At 68.4% G+C, this 19,110-nt stretch carries 18 protein-coding genes; 6 read left to right on the forward strand and 12 right to left on the reverse strand.

Features of this window, described 5'->3' with window-relative positions; translation table 11 throughout:
* Positions 1-29 precede the first annotated feature (29 nt).
* Positions 30-932, forward strand: coding sequence for a LysR substrate-binding domain-containing protein (locus AAFF32_RS13770; RefSeq protein ID WP_342315503.1), 903 nt, complete (start codon positions 30-32; stop codon positions 930-932).
* 94 nt (positions 933-1,026) lie between these two features.
* Here AAFF32_RS13770 and AAFF32_RS13775 read toward each other — a convergent pair whose 3' ends face one another.
* Entirely contained in the window at positions 1,027-1,152 is a 126-nt protein-coding gene (locus AAFF32_RS13775) for a hypothetical protein (protein ID WP_342315504.1), read from the reverse strand.
* An 85-nt stretch (positions 1,153-1,237) separates the two neighbouring features.
* On the opposite strand from AAFF32_RS13775, the gene AAFF32_RS13780 reads away from it, so the two are divergent.
* Complete coding sequence (locus AAFF32_RS13780; RefSeq protein WP_342315505.1) at positions 1,238-2,695, forward strand: alpha/beta hydrolase; 1,458 nt, start codon at positions 1,238-1,240, stop codon at positions 2,693-2,695.
* A 59-nt stretch (positions 2,696-2,754) separates the two neighbouring features.
* Here AAFF32_RS13780 and AAFF32_RS13785 read toward each other — a convergent pair whose 3' ends face one another.
* The 11 genes from AAFF32_RS13785 to AAFF32_RS13835 form a co-directional block, all read right to left on the reverse strand.
* Positions 2,755-3,306 carry a DUF4136 domain-containing protein gene (locus tag AAFF32_RS13785; RefSeq protein WP_216966474.1) on the reverse strand — a complete coding sequence of 184 codons (552 nt, stop codon included), beginning with the start codon at positions 3,304-3,306 and terminating at the stop codon, positions 2,755-2,757.
* A gap of 299 nt (positions 3,307-3,605) precedes the next feature.
* On the reverse strand, positions 3,606-5,087 hold the full coding sequence (locus tag AAFF32_RS13790; protein WP_342315506.1) for a transporter: 1,482 nt from the start codon (positions 5,085-5,087) through the stop codon (positions 3,606-3,608).
* Between the two features lie 63 nt (positions 5,088-5,150).
* Positions 5,151-5,651: a hypothetical protein gene (locus tag AAFF32_RS13795; protein ID WP_342315507.1), complete on the reverse strand. Its 501-nt coding sequence runs from the start codon at positions 5,649-5,651 to the stop codon at positions 5,151-5,153.
* A 13-nt stretch (positions 5,652-5,664) separates the two neighbouring features.
* Positions 5,665-6,366 (reverse strand): C39 family peptidase, encoded by a 702-nt coding sequence (locus AAFF32_RS13800; protein ID WP_216966477.1) that lies wholly within the window; start codon positions 6,364-6,366, stop codon positions 5,665-5,667.
* A complete protein-coding gene (locus AAFF32_RS13805) occupies positions 6,363-6,773 on the reverse strand; it encodes a hypothetical protein (RefSeq protein WP_254201109.1) in 411 nt (136 codons plus the stop codon). Before AAFF32_RS13805 ends, AAFF32_RS13800 begins: the two co-directional genes overlap by 4 nt.
* 129 nt (positions 6,774-6,902) lie before the next feature.
* Positions 6,903-8,156, reverse strand: a complete 1,254-nt coding sequence (locus AAFF32_RS13810) for a hypothetical protein (protein ID WP_216966480.1) — start codon at positions 8,154-8,156, stop codon at positions 6,903-6,905.
* Positions 8,157-8,665: 509 nt separating this feature from the next.
* A complete protein-coding gene (locus AAFF32_RS13815) occupies positions 8,666-9,976 on the reverse strand; it encodes a replication-associated recombination protein A (protein ID WP_342317279.1) in 1,311 nt (436 codons plus the stop codon).
* A gap of 259 nt (positions 9,977-10,235) precedes the next feature.
* On the reverse strand, positions 10,236-10,919 hold the full coding sequence (locus AAFF32_RS13820; protein ID WP_216966482.1) for a hypothetical protein: 684 nt from the start codon (positions 10,917-10,919) through the stop codon (positions 10,236-10,238).
* Positions 10,920-11,016: 97 nt separating this feature from the next.
* The gene (lolA, locus tag AAFF32_RS13825; RefSeq protein ID WP_216966485.1) at positions 11,017-11,643 is read right to left on the reverse strand and encodes an outer membrane lipoprotein chaperone LolA; all 627 of its coding nucleotides are present in this window, start codon (positions 11,641-11,643) and stop codon (positions 11,017-11,019) included.
* A gap of 90 nt (positions 11,644-11,733) precedes the next feature.
* Positions 11,734-14,091, reverse strand: a complete 2,358-nt coding sequence (locus AAFF32_RS13830; RefSeq protein ID WP_342315508.1) for a DNA translocase FtsK 4TM domain-containing protein — start codon at positions 14,089-14,091, stop codon at positions 11,734-11,736.
* Between the two features lie 253 nt (positions 14,092-14,344).
* A complete protein-coding gene (locus AAFF32_RS13835; protein WP_216966487.1) occupies positions 14,345-15,415 on the reverse strand; it encodes an alanine dehydrogenase in 1,071 nt (356 codons plus the stop codon).
* 311 nt (positions 15,416-15,726) lie between these two features.
* Between AAFF32_RS13835 and trxB the strand changes: the two genes are divergently transcribed.
* From trxB to aat, 4 genes are read left to right on the forward strand one after another with little or no spacing between them, the layout of a single operon-like run.
* Complete coding sequence (gene trxB / locus AAFF32_RS13840) at positions 15,727-16,680, forward strand: thioredoxin-disulfide reductase (RefSeq protein WP_342315509.1); 954 nt, start codon at positions 15,727-15,729, stop codon at positions 16,678-16,680.
* Positions 16,680-17,144, forward strand: a complete 465-nt coding sequence (locus AAFF32_RS13845) for a GNAT family N-acetyltransferase (protein ID WP_216966491.1) — start codon at positions 16,680-16,682, stop codon at positions 17,142-17,144. The genes trxB and AAFF32_RS13845 overlap by 1 nt, the downstream gene beginning before the upstream one ends.
* A gap of 3 nt (positions 17,145-17,147) precedes the next feature.
* Positions 17,148-18,311, forward strand: a complete 1,164-nt coding sequence (locus AAFF32_RS13850; RefSeq protein ID WP_342315510.1) for a GNAT family N-acetyltransferase — start codon at positions 17,148-17,150, stop codon at positions 18,309-18,311.
* The gene (gene aat, locus AAFF32_RS13855; RefSeq protein ID WP_342315511.1) at positions 18,308-19,078 is read left to right on the forward strand and encodes a leucyl/phenylalanyl-tRNA--protein transferase; all 771 of its coding nucleotides are present in this window, start codon (positions 18,308-18,310) and stop codon (positions 19,076-19,078) included. The genes AAFF32_RS13850 and aat overlap by 4 nt, the downstream gene beginning before the upstream one ends.
* The last annotated feature ends 32 nt before the right edge of the window (positions 19,079-19,110 follow it).

Raw genomic sequence — 19,110 nt, forward strand, 5'->3', positions numbered from 1 at the left:
CGCACCCGACGGATGCAATGAATTCACCCATGGACAGCCGCCTGCCGCCACTCACGGCCCTGCGCGCCTTCGAAGCCGCCGCCCGCCTTCTGAGCTTCAAGCACGCCGCGGCAGAGCTGTCGCTGACCCCGACGGCGATCAGCCATCAGGTCCGGCAGTTGGAAGACCGGCTCGGCGTGGCGTTGTTCGTGCGCGGCACCCGTCGCGTCGACCTGACACCCGCCGGGCAAAGCCTGTACCCGGCACTGCGCGATGGCTTCGATGCGATGGCGCGCGCCGTGCAGACCGTGCACCCGCAGGAACGGCCCCGCTCCGTCGTGCTCAGCACGACGATGGCATTCGCCTCACGCTGGCTGCTGCCGCGCTTGGCCAGGTTCGCAGCCCTGCGGCCGGACATCGCCTTGCACCTGCACACGGGCGACGCGCCTGTCGACCTTCAAGGCGGCGGCGCGCAGCTCGCGATCCGCTACGGTCCGGGTCGATATCCGGATCTCACGAGCGCGTCACTGCTCACTTCACGCTTTGCGCCGGTGTGCGCGCCGGGCCTGCGCGTGCGCGGCGTGGACGACCTCGAACGCGTCCCGCTGATCAGCTTCGAATGGTTCCGGCGTGACGCGGTGACGCCCGACTGGCCGCTCTGGTTCGCGCACGCCGGACGTGCGCAGGTGCCGCGACAATTGCATTTTTCCGACGAAGTCCACGCCATCCAGGCGGCGATCGGTGGCCAGGGCATGGCGCTGGTCAATCTCGCGCTGGTCGCCGATGAACTGGCCGGCGGATTGCTGCACCGGCCGTTCGGCCCGGAACTGCCCGGGCACGACTTCCATCTGGCTTGGCCGCAGTCGCGCGATTCCGATCCGGAACTGATCGCGGTGCGCACGTGGCTGCTCGACGAGGCGACGCGACGCGCCACCCCGCCTACGCTGGGCTAATGCGCTGTTGCGTCCCAACCGCGCACGCGGGTACGTGCGTGCGCCCGGCGCATGCGCTATGAAGGCGCCACCTTCCCCGGGACCCGGCCATGCACTACGCGTCCGTCCATGCCGGCTTGCGCAGCACGGGGCTGTTGGCCGCGCTGTGCCTGGTCTCGTGCGCATCCGTGTCGCCCGGGATGCGCGCACCCGAGGCGTGTGACGCAGCGGCGTGCGCCATGGAAGATGCTTCACCGCTCGGGACCGCCCGCACCAAAGCCCGCCTTGCCGCGCAGTACGACGACCGGCGGGCGCGGCAGGCCTGGATGGACTGTGCGACATCGGCATGGATCGCCCTGGACGACCCGACCACGACACGCGACGCGGCCGTGCTGGCCACACGCTGCACCGATTCGTTGCTCGGTGAGTTGCTGCAGGAGCGCCACGGCGAGTGGGTCGAGGGCCCGACGCAGATCGGCGGTATCGAACTGAACGTCGAATTCCGCGATCTGTCGCCCTACCTGATCGAACCGCTCACCCTCACCCGCGCGCGCGACATCCCGCTGCGCACGCATGTGGGCCCGCACGTGCAGCATCCGGGATTCGGCGTGCCGCTGTCGGCCATCTCGCGCCGCTGCGACGACCGCGCGATCTGCGAGCTGCTTCCACCCGAAGGCGTGTTCCGCGATGTCACCGCATGGATCGAAGCACCCGCCACGCACGATGCGCCCGCGCGTCTGGTGATCGCCAATGCGCTTGCGTCGCCCACGTTGGCCGTCGGCACGCAACGCATTCCGCTGGCCTACGACACCTCGGCGGCATTCGCGCAGGGTTCTGGCACGTCGAAGCTGCCGCGTCTGGCGGTGTGGGGGTTGCTCGGCGGGCACGAGGTCGGCCGACGCGCCGGTGTTTACCTGCTGGAGGACTACGATCCGCGCAAGCATCCGCTGGTGATGATCCACGGACTGGGCAGCAGCCCGTTGACCTGGGCGCCGCTTTCCGACGCGGTCTGGGGCGAGGCGGACCTGCGCGCGCGTTTCCAGGTGTGGCATGTCGTCTATCAGACCAACGCACCGACGCTGGTCGCGCGGCGTCGCGTGAAGGAATACCTCGACGAAGCCTGGAGCGTGCTCGATCCCGAGGGCGACGACGATGCGCGCCACGGAACGGTGCTGATCGGCCACAGCCTCGGCGGCGTGATCTCGCGATTGCTGTGCGTGGACACCGGGGACGTGCTGTGGAACGCGGCCTTCACCGTGCCACCGCAGCGGGTGCGGGCCGATGCGGTCGATGTGGCGTCGGTTGCCGACACGTTCCGCTTCACGCCCTACCCCGGCGTCACGCGCGCCATCTTCATCGCCTCGCCGCACCGTGGCAGCCCGAGCGCGGCGAGCTGGTTCGGCCGACTCGCGCGCGTGCTCGTGGGCCGGCGCACGCCGGAGCTGCAGGCACTCAAGCGCGTTGCCGATGCCGATCCCGACGCCGTGCGCCCCGAGCTGCTCGAGTTCTACCAGCAGGCACGCCTGAACAGCATCAGCACGCTGCAGGTCATGCAGCCGGTGCGCGCGGCGGGCGAATCGCTGATGCCGGTGCCGGGCATCGCATACCACACCATCGCCGGATCGCAGCGCGGACAGATTCCGCCCGGCGACGGCGTGGTGCCGCTGGAAAGCGCGCTGCTGCCCGGCGCCGCCTCGACACGCGTGCTCGACGCTGGACACGACGTGCACATGCAGCCGGAGGCGATCTCCGAAGTGCTGCGCATCCTGCGCGAAGCGCCGTGAGGCGCAGGCGCACGAAGGCCGGCATCGCGCCGGCCTTCGATGCGGTCATCGCGCAGGCGTTACTTCGCCGGCGCGCTGCCCGGCGGGAAGTCGGCGAACATCTTGTCGACGCCGGCCTGCGCCTTGGCGTTCACCTGCTCCGGCGAATCCGGCACCGTACCCGACGCCGTGCCGCGCCAGATCGCCTGCTTGGTCTTCATGTCGAACATGTCCACGACGAGCGTGCCGACCTCGTAGTTGCGCACGGTCGTGGTCGCCGAGCCCATGCCGACGCCGCCGCCCCAGCGGCCCCAACCGTAACCGCCCCAGGCCGGACCGCTGTAGAAGGTATCCAGCGTTTGTTGCTGCTGCGTGGCGACGTGCGCGGCGATGCCGACATCGGCGTCGGTGCCGCTGGTCTGCTGCCAGCCGTGCGCGGCCAGCTTGGCATCGATGGCGGCGACGACGCGCTGCTCCACCAGCGGCGAACGGCCTTCGGGCTTCTTCAACCAGGTGTAGGTGCGGTAACTGGAGAACGGCGTGCCCGGATCGTAGTCGGTGTGCACGGTGGGTGTGCTGGCGCAACCGGCCAGCGCAACCAGCAGGACCGCGCTCGAGACGAGGTGCTTCATATGCCTTCACTCCGTGGTGGTAGACGAGAACGCGAACCCGATGCCGCGTGCCACGACCGCACGCGCCGCGTGCTGGCGACATAGAACTCAGGGCCGTGAAACAGGCGTGAAGGGGTCGAGGTCGCTCGAGCCAGGAGGCGGAGCTTTCGTTGCGCGTGTGCCCTCGAATCGTCATCACGGCGAAGGCCGGGATGACGGTGCAGTTGGCGGCGGATGCGGACGCATGCGCATGCCGATACAGCAACGCATGTTGAGCGCCCCCACCCGCACGCCCGAAGCTTGCGGACAGGGTCGATGAGTCAGAACGAAATCGGCACGCGCGCCGTCAACGTCATGTCCGGCGTGTCACGCGTGACGCCCACGCCCAACGCCACGTTCAACGACCAGCGTTCGCTGAAGCGGTACGTGCCGCCCAGCAACAGCGTGCCCAGCGTGATGCGCACCGAGCCCGGCGAATCACGGCCGTTCTGCTTCGTCTTGCCGATCAGGCTGGTGTCGTAGCCCAGGCTGATGGACGCCTTCTCGTTGAGCGCCAGGCCCAGGCCGAGGTTGAAGCCCCAGATGTCGCCGGCCTGCACATCGCCGAGGAATTCCTGTTCGCGGCCGAGCACGGTGCGCGACACATTGCTGCGCTCGAAGTTGTAGAGGTAGCTGAAGGTGCCGAAGAACACGACCGGATCGGACGGATACAACCAGGTCACGCCGGGCTGGAGGGATTCGAAACCCGTGCCCGTGGGCAGCTCCAGCGGCAGGCCCGTGCCGGTGGCGTTCTGGATGCAGCGTTGCACGCAGTCGGTGGTGACTTCGAACAGATCCTTGCCGGTGCGGCTCTTGTAGCGGAGCCAGCCGATGTAGAACGCCTTGTCCGGACCGCCGCGATTGAGCTGGTAGCGCGCGGTGGCCTCGATGTCGCCCATGCCGTCGCCGTGCGCGTTGAACACGCGGTCCTGCGCGCTGCCGGTGAAGATCTCGCGGCTGACGGTATCGCCGTTGAGATAGACGTAAGGCACCTTGGCTTCCAGTTCGAAACGCCCGCCGATGCCCATGCGGCCGGTGATCGTGGCCACGCCCGAGGTGGTCTTCACCTGGCGCACGTCGATCAGGCCGATCAGGATCGCCGGGATCACGGTGAAGCCGACCAGGGCGACACGATCGTTCGCGGAATAGCCGTATTGCAGCGAGGGCTCGAGGATGAACTGGCCCGCCGGCGTGAGCACGCCGGGCTGGTCGAAGATCTGCGCCACTTCCGGCGGGCGCGTCGCCGATTCCGGCGCCTGCCCGACTGGTTGCCGCTGCTGCTGTTGTTGCTGTTGCGGTTGTTGCGCCTGCTGCGGCTGCGCCTGCGCCACCGGCGCCTGCGAGGCCGCGGGAGCCTGCGTCTGCTGCGCGAGCGAAGGCAGGACGGTGCCCGGCGCTGCGCCGGCGCCGCGTTCGGTCGCCAGGCGTTCCTCGTCGACCACGCGCTGCAGGTTCGCCAGCGCCTGTTCCTGTTGCGCGACGGACTGCCGGAGTTCTTCCAGGCGGCGCGTCTGGGCGTTGATCTCACGCTGCAGATCGTCGAGCGACGTCTGCGCTGCGGCGGGCGCGGCGGGCGCGGCGGGCGCGGCGGGCGCGACCGTCGCGGGCGGTGTCGCCGAAGGAACCCCGCCCACCTGAGGCTGCGTGGCCGGCCGGGCCGGCCCCAGTCCCTGCCACTGGTCCTGCGCCTGGGCCGCCGCGGCGGCGGCGAGCCACAGGCATGGAACGAGCATCAGGCGGCGGGGCAATTGCGTCCTTCTCATGCGGCGTCCTTCTGGTGTGACCGGGGGAGGGTTCATCCGGTTACAACGCAATCCGGCGCGACATCAGGGCGCGGTGGCGGTCACCATCGCGTTCTGCAGCGCCGTCTGGGTGTTCAGATCCTGGAATGCGCCGAGCGTGTCCACGCCGACGTTCACGGTGGTGAGCGCGCGGATGTCCTGGCCGTCGAGCGTGTTCTGGATCAGCACGCCATTGAGGTTGCCGGCCTGCTCGAACGTGTTGCCGCCGCCCACCTGCACGACCATGCCGCGGTTGAAGCGTTCAAGCTGCTGCGCCTGCTCGGTGGTCATGCGGCCCACGTCGGGAATCTGCACGCGCGTGGTCGCCATCAGTTCGCCGTTGACGTATACGGCGCGCTCGATACCGAACGACAGCGCCGTGCCGTCGCCGGTCATGAAGCCGCCGCGCATGTCGTCGAGCAATGCGGGGTCGATCGCCACCCACTCCGGCCCCAGCACGTTCGCCGTCTGCGGCGGCGCGGCCAGCGCGGGCGCGCACGTCATCAGCGTCGCGACGATGAGGAATTTCAGCGAAGGCGAGTCCATGGTTCCCCCTCCTTCAGATGTCGCCCGGGCCACGCCGGGGCGTCACGATGTTGTAGAGGCTGTCGCGCGCGATGCCCGCATCCAGCGGTGCAGGCGGCGCCGTGCGCCAGTCGCGCGGCATGTTGAATTGCGCCAGGTCGCGACGGTTGTGCACCACGAACAGGATGCGGTTGTCCCACAGTTTCTCGAAGCGCGAGCGCGGCATCGCACGCGTGCCACGCGCGGGATCGCCGAGCAGCACGCGCCCGTTCTTGTAGCCTTTCACCACCACGAAATGGCGGTAGCCACGGTCGTTGAGCAGCACGATCGCCGGCAGCCCTTCCTGGATGAGTTTGTCCAGCGGCTGCTCGAAGCCATCGGCCTCGAAACCCAGTGACCGCAGGTAGCGGCGCATGTCCAGCAGCGAGAATCCGCGTTGGCGGATCTTCGCCTGGTCGCCGGTCTGGTACATGTGCAGGAACACTTCCTGCTCCGTGACCGCGTGGCCGTACTGGTAGGTCAGCAGCGTCGCGGTCGCAGCAGAGCCGCAGCTGAAGTCGTACTGCTGCGGGATGGTGGTCTTGAAGCGCGCCTCCTTCAGGCTCGTCACTTTCAGGGCGTAGTTGCCGCCCGGTGGCGCGCGCACATCCACGGTCCCGGCCTGCACCAGGCCGGAAATGAGGATCCACGCCGATGCCGTCAGCCAAGCCCGGCGCCGGAGTGGCCGCAGGCTCATGGGCCCGCTTCCGCGAACTTCACGTTCACGATCATCGCGTTCTGGATCAGCACGTTCGCGCCGGTGTTCTGGATCACCGTGTTGATGCCGCTGGCGCTGTCGAACGAACCGGCAACCGAGTTGCTGCCGGAAAGCACGTCGACGGCGATCGCGTCTTCGACGCGTCCGTTGACGAGGATGTCGTTGTCGACGATCTCCGCGCCGCCGCGCATGTCGGCCAGCGCGCCTGGATCGACGGCCGAGCCGAACACCGCGTCCTGCGGTGTTGCGTCGATCACGGCCGGAGTTACTTCGATGACGGGTTGGACCACCACCTCGGGTGCCTGCTGTGCGCAGGCCATGCCTGACGCAAGGCACGCGAGGACAGCCACCAGTCCGCTCAATGCGATGGAACGTTTGCGTTGCATCGTCATGCTCCTTGCCCGATCGCTCCGCGTCTTGCGTGATGTCCCGCCGGCGATCGCCGCCGGCGGGAACACGTTTGCGCGACAACGTACCGGAGGCCCGAGGGTCCCCGGCACGTCGTGAGGAGCGCGTTACGGGCCTACGGACAGGTTGGCCTGGACAGTGACACCCTGCTGGATCAGCGAGGAGAAGCCACTGTTCTGCGCCGCGACGGTGATGCCTGCCGCGCCACTTGCCGTACCGGTCATCGTCGACGACATGTTGAACGTGCCTGCATCGGCCGTGTTGGTGCCACCGGCACCACCCGCACCGCCAGTCGCGCCGTTGCCGACGCCACCGTTGCCCACGCCTCCATTGCCGTCACCGCCGCCGCCGCCGGCACCGCCGGCTGCACCGACCGCGCCGCCCGCACCGGCCGCGCCGTTACCGGCAGTGGCCGAGCCGTTGGTCGCACTGGCGTCCGCATCGCCGTTGGTGGCTGCGCCACCGGCGCCGCCGCCGCCCGCACTTGCGGTCACGGTGCCGCTCGCGCCGCCGTCACCCGCGGTCGCGCCGGACGTGCCGGTGCCTGCGCCGGAGGTTGCGGTCGAGGTCGAGCTCGAGGTCGAGCTCGGCGCACCGCCTGCACCGCCCGCGCCACCGGTACCGGTGCCGCCTGCGCCGCCTGCGCCGCCCGTGCCGTCGTTGCCGGCATCGTTGCCGCCACCGCCGCCACCGCCGTCGTTACCGCCTGCGCCGCCACCGCCGCCGCCATCGCTGCCGCCGGCCAGCGAGCCGGAGCCCGAAGCCGAGCCGGCCAGGCTTGCGCCGCCAGCATCGCCGCTGTCGTTGTCGGCATCGCCGCCACGGCCGCTGTAGACGTCATAAACGTCGCCGCCACGGCCGCCGCGTCCTGCGGTCGCATCGCCGATGCTCGCGTCACCAGAGGTCGCGCTGCCGTTCTCGGCCGAACCGCCGCTGCCGCCGCTGCCGCCGTTGCCGCCGTTGCCGCCGTCACCGCCGTCGCCGCCGCCGCCGCCGTTGCCTTCACCGCCCCAGCCGCCGCCGCCGTACCCTGCGCCGCCCTTGCCACCGTGACCACCGTTCGCACCGCCGTTGTTGGTGGCGATGTTGCCGATGCCATAGGTCGCCACGTCGGAGACCGAGCCTTCCAGCTTGGTCAGCGCGGTGATGTGGCTGGAAGTCTTGCTGAAGGTCGAAGAGTCGGTATAGGTGTTGGTGGCGGTGCCACCGCTGTGTGCTGCGGCTGAGCCGGCGTCGGCGCTTGCGTCGCCGTCGTTGCCGCGGTTGTCGCCACTTTCGGTAGTGGTGCTGTTATCGGAGTTGTCGGCGGCGGTGAATACATCGTCACCGTCACCGCCGTCACCGTTCGTCTGTTGTGCCATCGCTTGGCCGCCGAGACCAAGGGCGAGGAGCACTGCCGTTGCCATCAAGCTGGTACGAATGCGCATTTTTGTTCTCCTTTACGGTACGTCGAGTGGCGCCCGGGGGAGGCGCGCGTGAACGACGCAAGGAACTACACGCATGGGCGGTGCCAACTGTCGTTCAGGCACGCCAAGGCCTTGATCCAGCGGCCTAAGCGCGCTGAACCAAGCCACCTCCATCGACGGCGCAGGCGAACGGACGCAGCAAAGCGCCCGAGGCGTTGCAAAACTGGAATGGCACTTTGCGCATCCACATGCGCTGGCGACGCGAATAGACGTGCAAGCCATTGATGCGGCGACGGTGCGCACGAGGCGCGCGGCATTCATCTTCGCGTTTCACTGTCGCAACGCGGGACATTACACGGGTACTTCAGGGGCGCGCCGCGCTTTTTCCGTCAGTGCCTTACGTCAATGAGTTCAGACGCGACTGACGTTGCGGGGCGGCAACACGCGGATAATGCTCGGGTTCGTCACGCTCCACCGCTCACATCCCCGTCACGTCGGGCAGCATCGCGAAGCGCGCGCAGGCGATCGAGTTTCTCCTTGAGCTTGATCTCCAGGCCGCGCTCGACGGGCTCGTAGTACACGCGTTCGCCCATCGCATCAGGAAAGCCAGTCTGCCCTAGCGCGATGCCGCCTTCCGCGTCGTGGTCGTACTGATAGCCCTTCGCGTAGCCCAGCTGCTTCATCAGCCGCGTGGGCGCGTTGCGCAGGTGCAGCGGAACCTCCTGTGTCCCGTACGCCTGCACGTCGGCACGCGCGGCGTTGTACGCGGCGTACACCGCGTTCGACTTCGCGGTGCTCGCCAGATACACGACGACCTGCGCGAGCGCGAGCTCGCCTTCGGGGCTGCCGAGTCGCTCGAACGTGTCCCATGCTTCCAGCGCCATCGGCATCGCGCGCGGATCGGCCAATCCGATGTCTTCCACCGCCATGCGCGTGAGACGTCGCGCGAGGTACGCGCGATCGCAGCCGCCATCGAGCATGCGCGCGAACCAGTACAGCGCGGCATCGGGATTGGAACTGCGCACCGACTTGTGCAGCGCGGAAATCTGGTCGTAGAACTGCTCGCCGCCTTTGTCGAAGCGGCGCGTGCGGTCGGCCAGCACCTGCGCGAGCGTGGCGGCGGTGATCTCACCGCCCTCGCCTTCGGCCAGTTCCGCCGCGATTTCCAGCAGCGTGAGCGCGCGGCGCACGTCGCCGTCGGCCGCGTGCGCGATCTCGCCGAGCGCTTCGTCGCTGACGATCAGCCCGCGACCGCCCAGTCCGCGTTCCTCGTCCTCCAACGCCTGACGCAGCGCGAGGCGGATGTCGTCGGCGGAGACCGCTTCCATCACGTGCACGCGGCAACGTGAGAGCAACGCGGAGTTGAGTTCGAAGGACGGGTTCTCGGTGGTGGCGCCGACGAACAGGATCGTGCCGCGTTCGATATGCGGCAGGAAGGCATCCTGCTGCGCCTTGTTGAAGCGGTGCACCTCGTCGACGAACAGCACGGTGTGGTGCCCTTCGGCGAAACGTTGCGCCGCTTCGGCCAGCACCTGGCGCACCTCGGGCAGGCCGGAGAGCACGGCGGAAATCGCGCGGAAGTCCGCGTCGGCGTACTTGGCCAGCAGCAGCGCGAGGGTGGTCTTGCCGCAGCCCGGCGGCCCCCACAGGATCATCGAATGCACGCGCCCGGATTCGATCGCGCGACGCAGCGCCGAGCGCGGCGACAGCAAGCGCCGCTGCCCGACCATGTCGTCCAGCGTGCGAGGGCGCATGCGCTCGGCCAGCGGCTGCATGCCGCTGCGGTCCACCTGCAGCAGGTCGTCGGAGAGGGAGGAAGTCGAACTCGTGCGCCGGGCCACGGGCGGTCTCGCGGAATATCTGCGCACACGATACCAACCTGGCGGTCGGCGGATGCGCTCCAGCGTTCGCACGGGGCATTCGACGTTGCGGCGCGTCGCCCTCATCCGCCTGCCGGCACCCGCAGGCGGGAGAAGGGATCGGCTGAGCCCTCTCCCGCTTGCGGGAGAGGGGTGAGGGCCAGCGCAGCGAGGATCAGGGCGCGCCCACGCCCGCCACCATGGGCGCATCGGGGCCGAGCTGGTAATCCATCTGCAACCACTGTCCGTCGCGCCGGTCGTACAGCGCGCGGATGCGCACATCGCTGCTGCCGTCGCGGCCGAAGTCGGCCAGTCCGCGCGCGTCCATGCCGAGGTAATGCCCGGCCATCTCGATCGTTTCCACGCGGTCCAGTTGCATGCGCACCGATGCGATCCCCATCTCGCGCTGCAGCGTGTCGGCCATGCGGTCTTCCAGTTGCCGCAGTGCGAGGCTGTCGTTGGGAATGGCGCGCCCGTCACCTCCGACGCCGACCTCCAGTTCCGGCCAGCCGGCCTGGCCTAGAAAGTCGTCGTAGCGGCTGACGAAGCGGAATCCGATCCAGCCCGTCTCGCCCGGGAATCGCAACCCGCCTTCGCCGCGAATGAGGCGTTGACGCGCGTCGAGCGGCTCCACCGACAGATCGCCGAACTTCACCTCCACCGCGCGGCCGCCGAAGCGCTCCGCCAGCCCGGCGACCACGGTTCCGGCGATCGCCTTCTCCATCGCCGTGCGGTCCAGGGCGCGCGCCGGCGGAAGGGCCTGCGTCGCGGCGGGCGCGGTGGCGATGGGTTCGTTCGAGGCAGCCGGCAGCGACAGCAGGCACAGGCCGAACCACAGCAATGAAGGTCGCAGGGACACGCCAGGCTCCGGCAGCCGGCGAATCCGGCCCGTGCCCTCATGGAAACGAAAATGCCTGCCGAAGCAGGCCTTTCGCATCCCGGTGCGGGGGATCGGCTTATTCGCCGCCGATCACGTCCACGCCCTTGGGCGGCGTGTAGCGGAAGGTGTCGCCCGCGAAGGCGGGATTGCGCTTCCAGGCGGTGAACTCGATCTCGGTGCGCTGGCCCAGGTTGTCGACCACGTGCATCTTCACCAGGCCGCTCTGGCCGAAGCCCAGGCGCGCGCTGCGGAAGGCGGCCTCGGACTCGCGCTTGGGCGCCAGCGACAGCCATTCCAGGCCCTGGTCCATGCCCAGTTCCTTGACCACGAACTGCGCGTCCAGCTTGGCCGGATCGATCAGCGCAGCCAGCGGGCTGTTCTGCTCCTCCACGCCCTGCGGACGCACCGTGGCCTGCTGCAGGTCCGGATCGAACACCCAGACCTTCTTGCCGTCGGCGACGATCAGCTGCGGAAACGGCTTGACGTACTCCCAGCGGAACAGCCTCGGCGCGGACAGCGCGAGGTTGCCGACGGAGCTTTCCTTGAGCTTGCCCTGCTGATCGAAGACCTGCTGGGTGAACTGGCCGCTCAGGCCCTTCAGGCCCTTGGTGAACGTGTTGAGGTCGTCGCGCGCGCCGGCCAGCGCGGTCGTCGAGACCAGCGCGAGCGCCAGCACGGCCCCCATGAAACGAACTGCTCGCATGCGGAAAACTCCGGAATCCACGATTGCCGGCGAGTGTGCCGGCGGTTGTCTGAACAGGCCTCGACGCCGCGGCGGCGGCCGCGGCGAGATTCATTTCGGCGGCGGCGGTGCCAGCACCGAGCGGTCGCCGTTGTGCTCCGGCGGCGTCACCACGCCCGCGGCTTCCATCGCCTCGATCAGGCGCGCGGCGCGGTTGTAGCCGATCTTCAGGCGACGCTGCACACCGGAGATCGACGCACGGCGCGTCTCGGTGACGATGCGCACGGCCTCGTCGTAAAGCGGGTCGGATTCGTCGCCGCCACCGCCGCCGCTTTCCGGCAGGCCGGTCGCGCCGACGACGACGCCATCGCCCATCGTCTGCACTTCGTCCAGCACGCCCTCGATGTAGTCCGGGCCGCCGCCGACCTGCTTGAGGTGCTCCACGACGCGGTGCACTTCCTCGTCGGACACGAAGGCACCGTGCACGCGCTCGGGCATCGCCGTGCCCGGCGGCAGGTACAGCATGTCGCCGTGGCCGAGCAGCGTCTCGGCGCCGGACTGGTCGAGGATGGTGCGCGAGTCGATCTTGCTCGACACCTGGAACGCGATGCGCGTGGGAATGTTGGCCTTGATCAGGCCGGTGATGACGTCCACCGACGGACGCTGCGTGGCCAGGATCAGGTGGATGCCGGCGGCGCGCGCCTTCTGCGCCAGGCGGGCGATGAGTTCTTCCACCTTCTTGCCGACGATCATCATCATGTCGGCGAATTCGTCGATGAAGATGACGATGAACGGCAGCGTTTCCAGCGGACGCGGCCCCTCGCCCAGTTCGGCGTTGGGCTTGAACAGCGGGTCCATCATCGGCTGGCCGGCGGCGATGGCGTCGTTCACCTTCTTGTTGAAGCCGGCCAGGTTGCGCACGCCCACGGCCGACATCAGCTTGTAGCGGCGCTCCATCTCGGCCACGCACCAGCGCAGGCCGTTGGCGGCTTCCTTCATGTCGGTGACGACCGGCGCCAGCAGGTGCGGAATGCCCTGGTAGACGGACAGTTCCAGCATCTTCGGGTCGATCATCAGCATCCGCAGGTCTTTCGCGGAGGCCTTGTAGAGCAGCGACAGCACCATCGCGTTGACCGCGACCGACTTACCCGAACCGGTGGTGCCCGCGACCAGCAGGTGCGGCATGCGCGCCAGATCGGCCACCGTCGGACGGCCGGCGATGTCCTTGCCCAGCGCCAGCGTGAGCGGGCTGGTGGACTTGTCGTATTCCTTCGAGCGCAGCAGCTCGGACAGGAAGATCATCTCGCGCGAGGTGTTCGGCGTTTCCAGGCCGATCACGGACTTGCCCGGGATCACGTCGACCACGCGCACCGACTTCACCGACAGCCCGCGCGCGATGTCCTTGTCGAGCGTGCTGATCTGGCTGACCTTGATGCCCGGCGCCGGCTCCAGCTCGAAGCGCGTGATGACCGGGCCCGGATAGGCGCCGACCACCTGCGCATCGATGCGGAAGTCCTTGAGCTTGAATTCGATCTGGCGCGACAGCGTTTCGAGCGTTTCCTCGCTGTAGCCCTTGGGCTGCGGCTTGGGGTCGTCGAGTAGCGCCAGCGGCGGAATGCCGGTGCCGTCGCCGGTGTGGAACAGCGGAATCTGCGTCTCGCGCTTGGCGCGGTCGCTTTTCTCTACGACGGCGGCCGGCGGCGGCGGTTCGATCTTCACCGGCTCGCGCTTGGCGCGCAGCTGGGTGTCGGCCTTGCGGGCTTCCTCGCGCTCCTCGCGGAAGGCGCGCGTCTGCTGCCACTCGGTCGCCTGCTTCTCGCCCTGGCGGAACAGCTTGCTCACCGTCGGACCGAGCGCGAGCACCCACTGCCCGATCTTGTCCATCACCGCGAACCACGAAAGCCCGGTCGCCAGCGTCACCGACACCAGCAGCAGCGCGAGCAGGAACAGGTTGCCGCCCACCGGACCGAAGCCGCTGTAGAGCGACTTGCCGACGAGCTGGCCAAGGATGCCGCCGGCGCGCGCGGAGAACGCTTCGGCATGGCCAACGCGCAGCTCCAGCAGGCCCGTGGCCGAAACGAGGAAGCCGACGATGCCGACCAGCCGCAGCGCCGGACCGAAGTCCGCGTCGCCATCGCCGTCGCTGTCCATGCCGAACAACGCGATCCACGCGATCGCGCCGAGCATGATCGGCAGCAGGAACGCGACGTAGCCGCACAGATACAGCAGCACGTCCGCCGTCCAGGCACCCACGCGCCCGCCGACGTTGTGCAGCGGCGCGGTCACGCTGCCCGAATGCGACCAACCCGGATCCTGCGTCGAGAACGTGACCAGGCTCGCCAGCAGATACAGCAGCAGCGGCGCGATCAGGATCAGCGCGATGTCGCGCATCAGCCGCTGCTTGCGCGGCGACGGCGGCAGCTTCTCGGCCTTGAGCTTCTTTCGACTGGCTGCGGACGCTTGCGCCACCGTGATGTTCTGCCTCAAATGGATTGCGTTAGTTGTTGAATATACGACAGAAGCGGCGGATTCGTGATTTGGGATTGGAGATTCGCTCCCCAACCCTCGTTACGCCTCCCGACCGGTCGAAGCCACGGCTTCGGGTGCCAAACGGACGGAGCCCGGGCGACCCATGGCCGCCCGGGCTCCTTGATTGTAGTTCGGGACTCCCCGGGTGCGGCGGGACCCACTCCTGCGAATCCCGTCTCCCGAATCCCGGCTTTTAGACCTTCATGTCCTGCAGCGCCGGGTGGACGATCTTGCCGCCCTCGACGTTGATGCCGCGCACCAGCGCCTGGTTCTGGCGCCACGAGTCGCCCGAGGCCAGCTTGTTGACCCACGGCAGGATCGCCGCGCAGATCGCCTGCGAGCTGGTCTGCGGCACGGCGCCGGGCATGTTGGTCACGCAGAAGTGGGTCACGCCCTCTTCGACGTAGGTCGGCTCCTTCCAGGTGGTCGGGCGCGAGGTTTCGAAGCAACCGCCCTGGTCGATCGAGATGTCGACCAGCACGCTGCCGGCTTCCATGCCCTTGAGCATTTCGCGGTTCATGACGTGCGGGGCCTTGGCGCCGGTGACCAGCACCGCGCCGACGACGAGGTCGGCCGAGGCCACTTCGCGCGCGACGACGTCGGCGTACGGGTACAGCGCGGTGACGTTGTTGCCCAGGCGCATCATTTCGTCCATGCGGTCCTGGCGCATTTCGAACACCACGACATTCGAGCCGCCCGCCGCGGCCAGCTGCGCCGACGCGCTGCCGGCCTTGCCCGCGCCGAAGACCACGACCTTGCCGCGCTCGGTCGACGGCAGGCCGCCGAGCAGCTTGCCCTTGCCGCCTTCGGGCTGGTGCAGCAGGTGCGTGCCGACCTGCACCGCGATCTTGCCGGCGATGACCGACATCGGCGCCAGCAGCGGCAGGTCGCCGTTGGGCAGCTCGACGGTCTCGAAGGCGACGCCGGTCAGGCCGATGTCGAGCAACTGGCGGGTGAGCTTGGGCTCGGCGGCCAGGTGCAGGTAGCAGAACAGCAGGTGGTCTTTGCGCAGATGGGCGAGATCGCCGGCGATCGGCTCCTTCACCTTCACGATCAGCTCGCCCTTCTCGTACAGCGCGGCCGCGTCGGGCGCGATCTTCACGCCGAGCTGGGTGTACTGCTCGTCCTTGAAGCCCGACTTGATGCCGGCATCCTTTTCGATCCAGACCTCGTGGCCGCGCTTGACCAGGTCGCCGGCCGCAGCCGGAACGAGCGCTACGCGCCCTTCGAGGGTCTTGGTTTCCTTGGGAACGCCGATCCGCATGTCTCTTACCTTCGATCGTTGAAAAGCCGCGCGGGCTTGCGCGGCTCGTGGGGTGTGGTGGTGACGAAAAAAACGCCGCATCGGCGGCGCGTCGCCGCCATTGTCGTCCGTCGCGTGGATGGCCTCACGGCGCAGTGCAACATTGCGTCGCGCGGGAGGTCCGGTTCAGTGCCTTGTTTTAGGGGGACCGCGCCGCCAAGCTATGACTCCGACGTTCCATCGACACGCCTGCGTACGGACTTTCCGACAGCACGCCTGCGTATGGCGGAACACACCGCGCGCAGCGCATTCCCGAGCCCGCAATTATACCCATGAGCCCATCGAAGCACTCCCAAGTCATCATCCTCGGTTCCGGCCCGGCCGGCTGGACGGCCGCCGTCTACGCCGCGCGTGCGAACCTGAAGCCGCTGGTGATCACCGGCCTGCAGATGGGCGGCCAGCTGATGACGACCACCGAGGTCGACAACTGGCCCGGCGACGCGCACGGCCTGCTCGGCCCGGACCTGATGGCGCGCATGCAGGCGCATGCCGAACGCTTCGATACCGAAGTCGTCTTCGATCACATCCATACGGCCGATCTATCCTCGCGCCCGTTCCGCCTGATCGGCGACAGCGGCGAATACACCGCCGACGCGCTGATCATCGCCACCGGCGCCACCGCGAAGTATCTGGGCCTGCCGTCGGAAGAGATGTTCAAGGGCCGCGGCGTGTCCGCGTGCGCGACCTGCGACGGCTTCTTCTACAAGGAGCAGGACGTGGCGGTGATCGGCGGCGGCAACACCGCGGTCGAAGAAGCGCTGTACCTGTCGAACATCGCGCGCAAGGTCTACCTCGTGCACCGCCGCGACACGCTGCGCGCCGAGAAGATCATGCAGGACAAGCTGTTCGCGAAGATCCAGTCCGGCAAGATCGAGCCGATCTGGCACCACCAGGTCGATGAAGTGCTCGGCAATGACGTCGGCGTGACCGGCCTGCGCGTGAAGTCGGTGCAGGACGGTTCGACGAAGGATATCGCGATCCACGGCCTGTTCGTCGCCATCGGCCACACGCCGAACACTTCGCTGTTCGAGGGCCAGCTGGAGATGAAGAACGGCTACCTCGTCATCAAGACCGGCCTGGACGGCAACGCCACGCACACGTCCGTGCCGGGCGTGTTCGCCGCCGGCGACGTCGCCGACCAGGTCTACCGCCAGGCGATCACTTCGGCCGGCTTCGGCTGCATGGCTGCGCTGGACGCCGAGAAGTTCCTCGACAAGGAAGGCTGATGCACGAAGTCGTGGAGCGCACGCTCGATATCCGTCCGCATCTGCAGGAGCAGCTGGACGAAGACGACCTGGCGCGCATCCACGACTTCCTCGCCCGCGAGTCCTACTGGGCCGCGGGCATTCCGCTGGACACGCTGCGCCGCGCACTGGCGAATTCGGTCTGCTACGGCGGCTACATCGACGGCCGCCTCGTTGCCTTCGCGCGCGCGATCAGCGACCGCGCGACGTTCGCTTATCTCGCGGATGTCTTCGTACTCGAACCGTTCCGTGGCCGCGGCCACGGCCGCGCGCTGGTCGCTGCACTGATGGCCGACGACGCGCTGCAGGGCCTGCGCCGCTGGCACCTGGTCACGCGCGACATGCAGGGGCTCTACGCCGGTCTGGGCTTCACCGGCCTGACGCAGCCCGAACGCCACATGCAGCGACACGACCCCGACGTCTATCGCGGCCAGTCCGGCGGTTGAGCGATGGTGAAGGTGCGCATCCTGGAATCGCTGGCGGAGGTTTCCTCCGCGCAGTGGGACGCGCTGCACGACGGCGCCAATCCCTTCGTCGCGCACGCCTTCCTGCACGGCCTGGAAGAGCACGACTGCCTGCGCGCGAAATGGGGCTGGCGCGCGCAGCATCTGACGTTGTGGGAAGACGATGAACTGATCGCCGCCGCACCGGCGTATCTGAAAGAGAACTCGCACGGCGAGTTCGTGTTCGACCACGCCTGGGCGCACGCGTACGACCGCGCCGGACTGGCGTACTTTCCGAAATGGCTGTGCGCCGTGCCCTACTCGCCCGTCACCGGGCCGCGCCTGCTCGCACGTACGCCGCAGCGACGGCGAATGCTGACCGAGCGGATGGCCGCGTTGTGCGCAAGCAACGGGTTGTCGTCGGCGCACGTGAATTTCCACCGGCGTGATGAAGACGCCGATTTCGGCGACGACTGGCTGCAGCGCCTGGATCTGCAATACCACTGGCGCAACGACCGCGGCTGGCGCGACTTCGACGATTACCTCGCGGCCTTCGATCACAAACACCGCAAGAACATCCGCCAGGAACGCGCGAAGGTCGCGCGGGCCGGTATCACGTTCCGCATAGTCGACGGCACGCAGGCCAGTGACGACGAGCTGGCGACGATGCACGGCTTCTACCTTCAGACCTTCGCCGAGTACGGCAACCACCCGGCGATCACGCTGGAGTTCCTGCATCACCTCGCCCGCACGATGCCGCAGGCGCTGGTCATCGTCCTGGCGATGCGCGCCGATCGCCCGATCGCCGGGGCCTTGTGCATGCGCGGCGGCGACGCGCTGTACGGTCGCTACTGGGGTGCCAGCGAGATGGCGCCGGGACTGCATTTCGAGACCTGTTATTACCAGGGCATCGACTACTGCCTGCGCGAAGGCCTCACGTGTTTCGAACCCGGCGCACAGGGCGAGCACAAGCTGGCGCGGGGCTTCCTGCCCACGTTCGTGCGCAGCCGCCATTGGGTCGCGCACGACGACTTCCGCGACGCGCTGCGCGACTGGTGTGCCCAGGAGGCCGAGTCCGTCCGCGCTTATGCGAGCACGCTCGCGCGGCATTCGCCCTTCAAGGCGGACGCGGGCGCGGCACAGGGCGATGCGCCATCATCCCCGGCGTGAGCACCCTGCCCGCCCTGCTGCCGTCCGAGCCCGACGCGCCGTTCCCGCCGGTCGAAGACGCCCTGCGCCAGCCCGACGGGTTGCTCGCCGTGGGCGGCGACCTGACGCCGACACGCCTGCTCAACGCGTATCGCCACGGGATCTTCCCCTGGTACTCGCAGGGGCAGCCGATCCTGTGGTGGAGCCCGGACCCGCGCACGGTGTTCGCGACCGACGCCGTGAGGCTGTCGTTCAGGTTTCGCCGCAGCCTGCGTCGCTCGCACTGGGACGTCCGCGCCGACACCGCCTTCGCGCAGGTCATCCGCGCATGCGCAGACACGTCACGCCCAGGCCAGCGCGGCACGTGGATCACGCCGGAGATGCGCGCGGCCTATGAGCGCATGCACGCGCTCGGTCATGCGCATTCGATCGAGGTCTTCGACGGCGACCGGCTCGTCGGCGGGATCTACGGCATGGCGATAGGCCGGATGTTCTTCGGCGAGAGCATGTTCAGCGCGGAATCCGGCGGATCCAAGGTCGCCCTCGCCGCCCTGGCCTGGCACCTGCGCGACTGGGGCTGGCCACTGATCGATGCCCAGGTGGAGAACGACCACCTGCTCAGCCTGGGAGCGCAGTGCTGGCCCAGACCGCGGTTCGTCGCGGCTGTCGCGGAACTGACCCAAATGCCCGGCACCGTAGGGACCTGGTCGGAGCGGGTCGGGCACTGGCCGGCCTCGCGGCTGGCGGCCCCCGCAAGGCCCTCAGGGCCGGTTCCAGCGGACCCTTAACCGATTTTTTGCACGAACGCCACCGGCATGGC

The organism is Lysobacter sp. FW306-1B-D06B (assembly GCF_038446665.1).
In the GTDB taxonomy this organism is placed as follows: Bacteria; Pseudomonadota; Gammaproteobacteria; order Xanthomonadales; family Xanthomonadaceae; genus Lysobacter_J.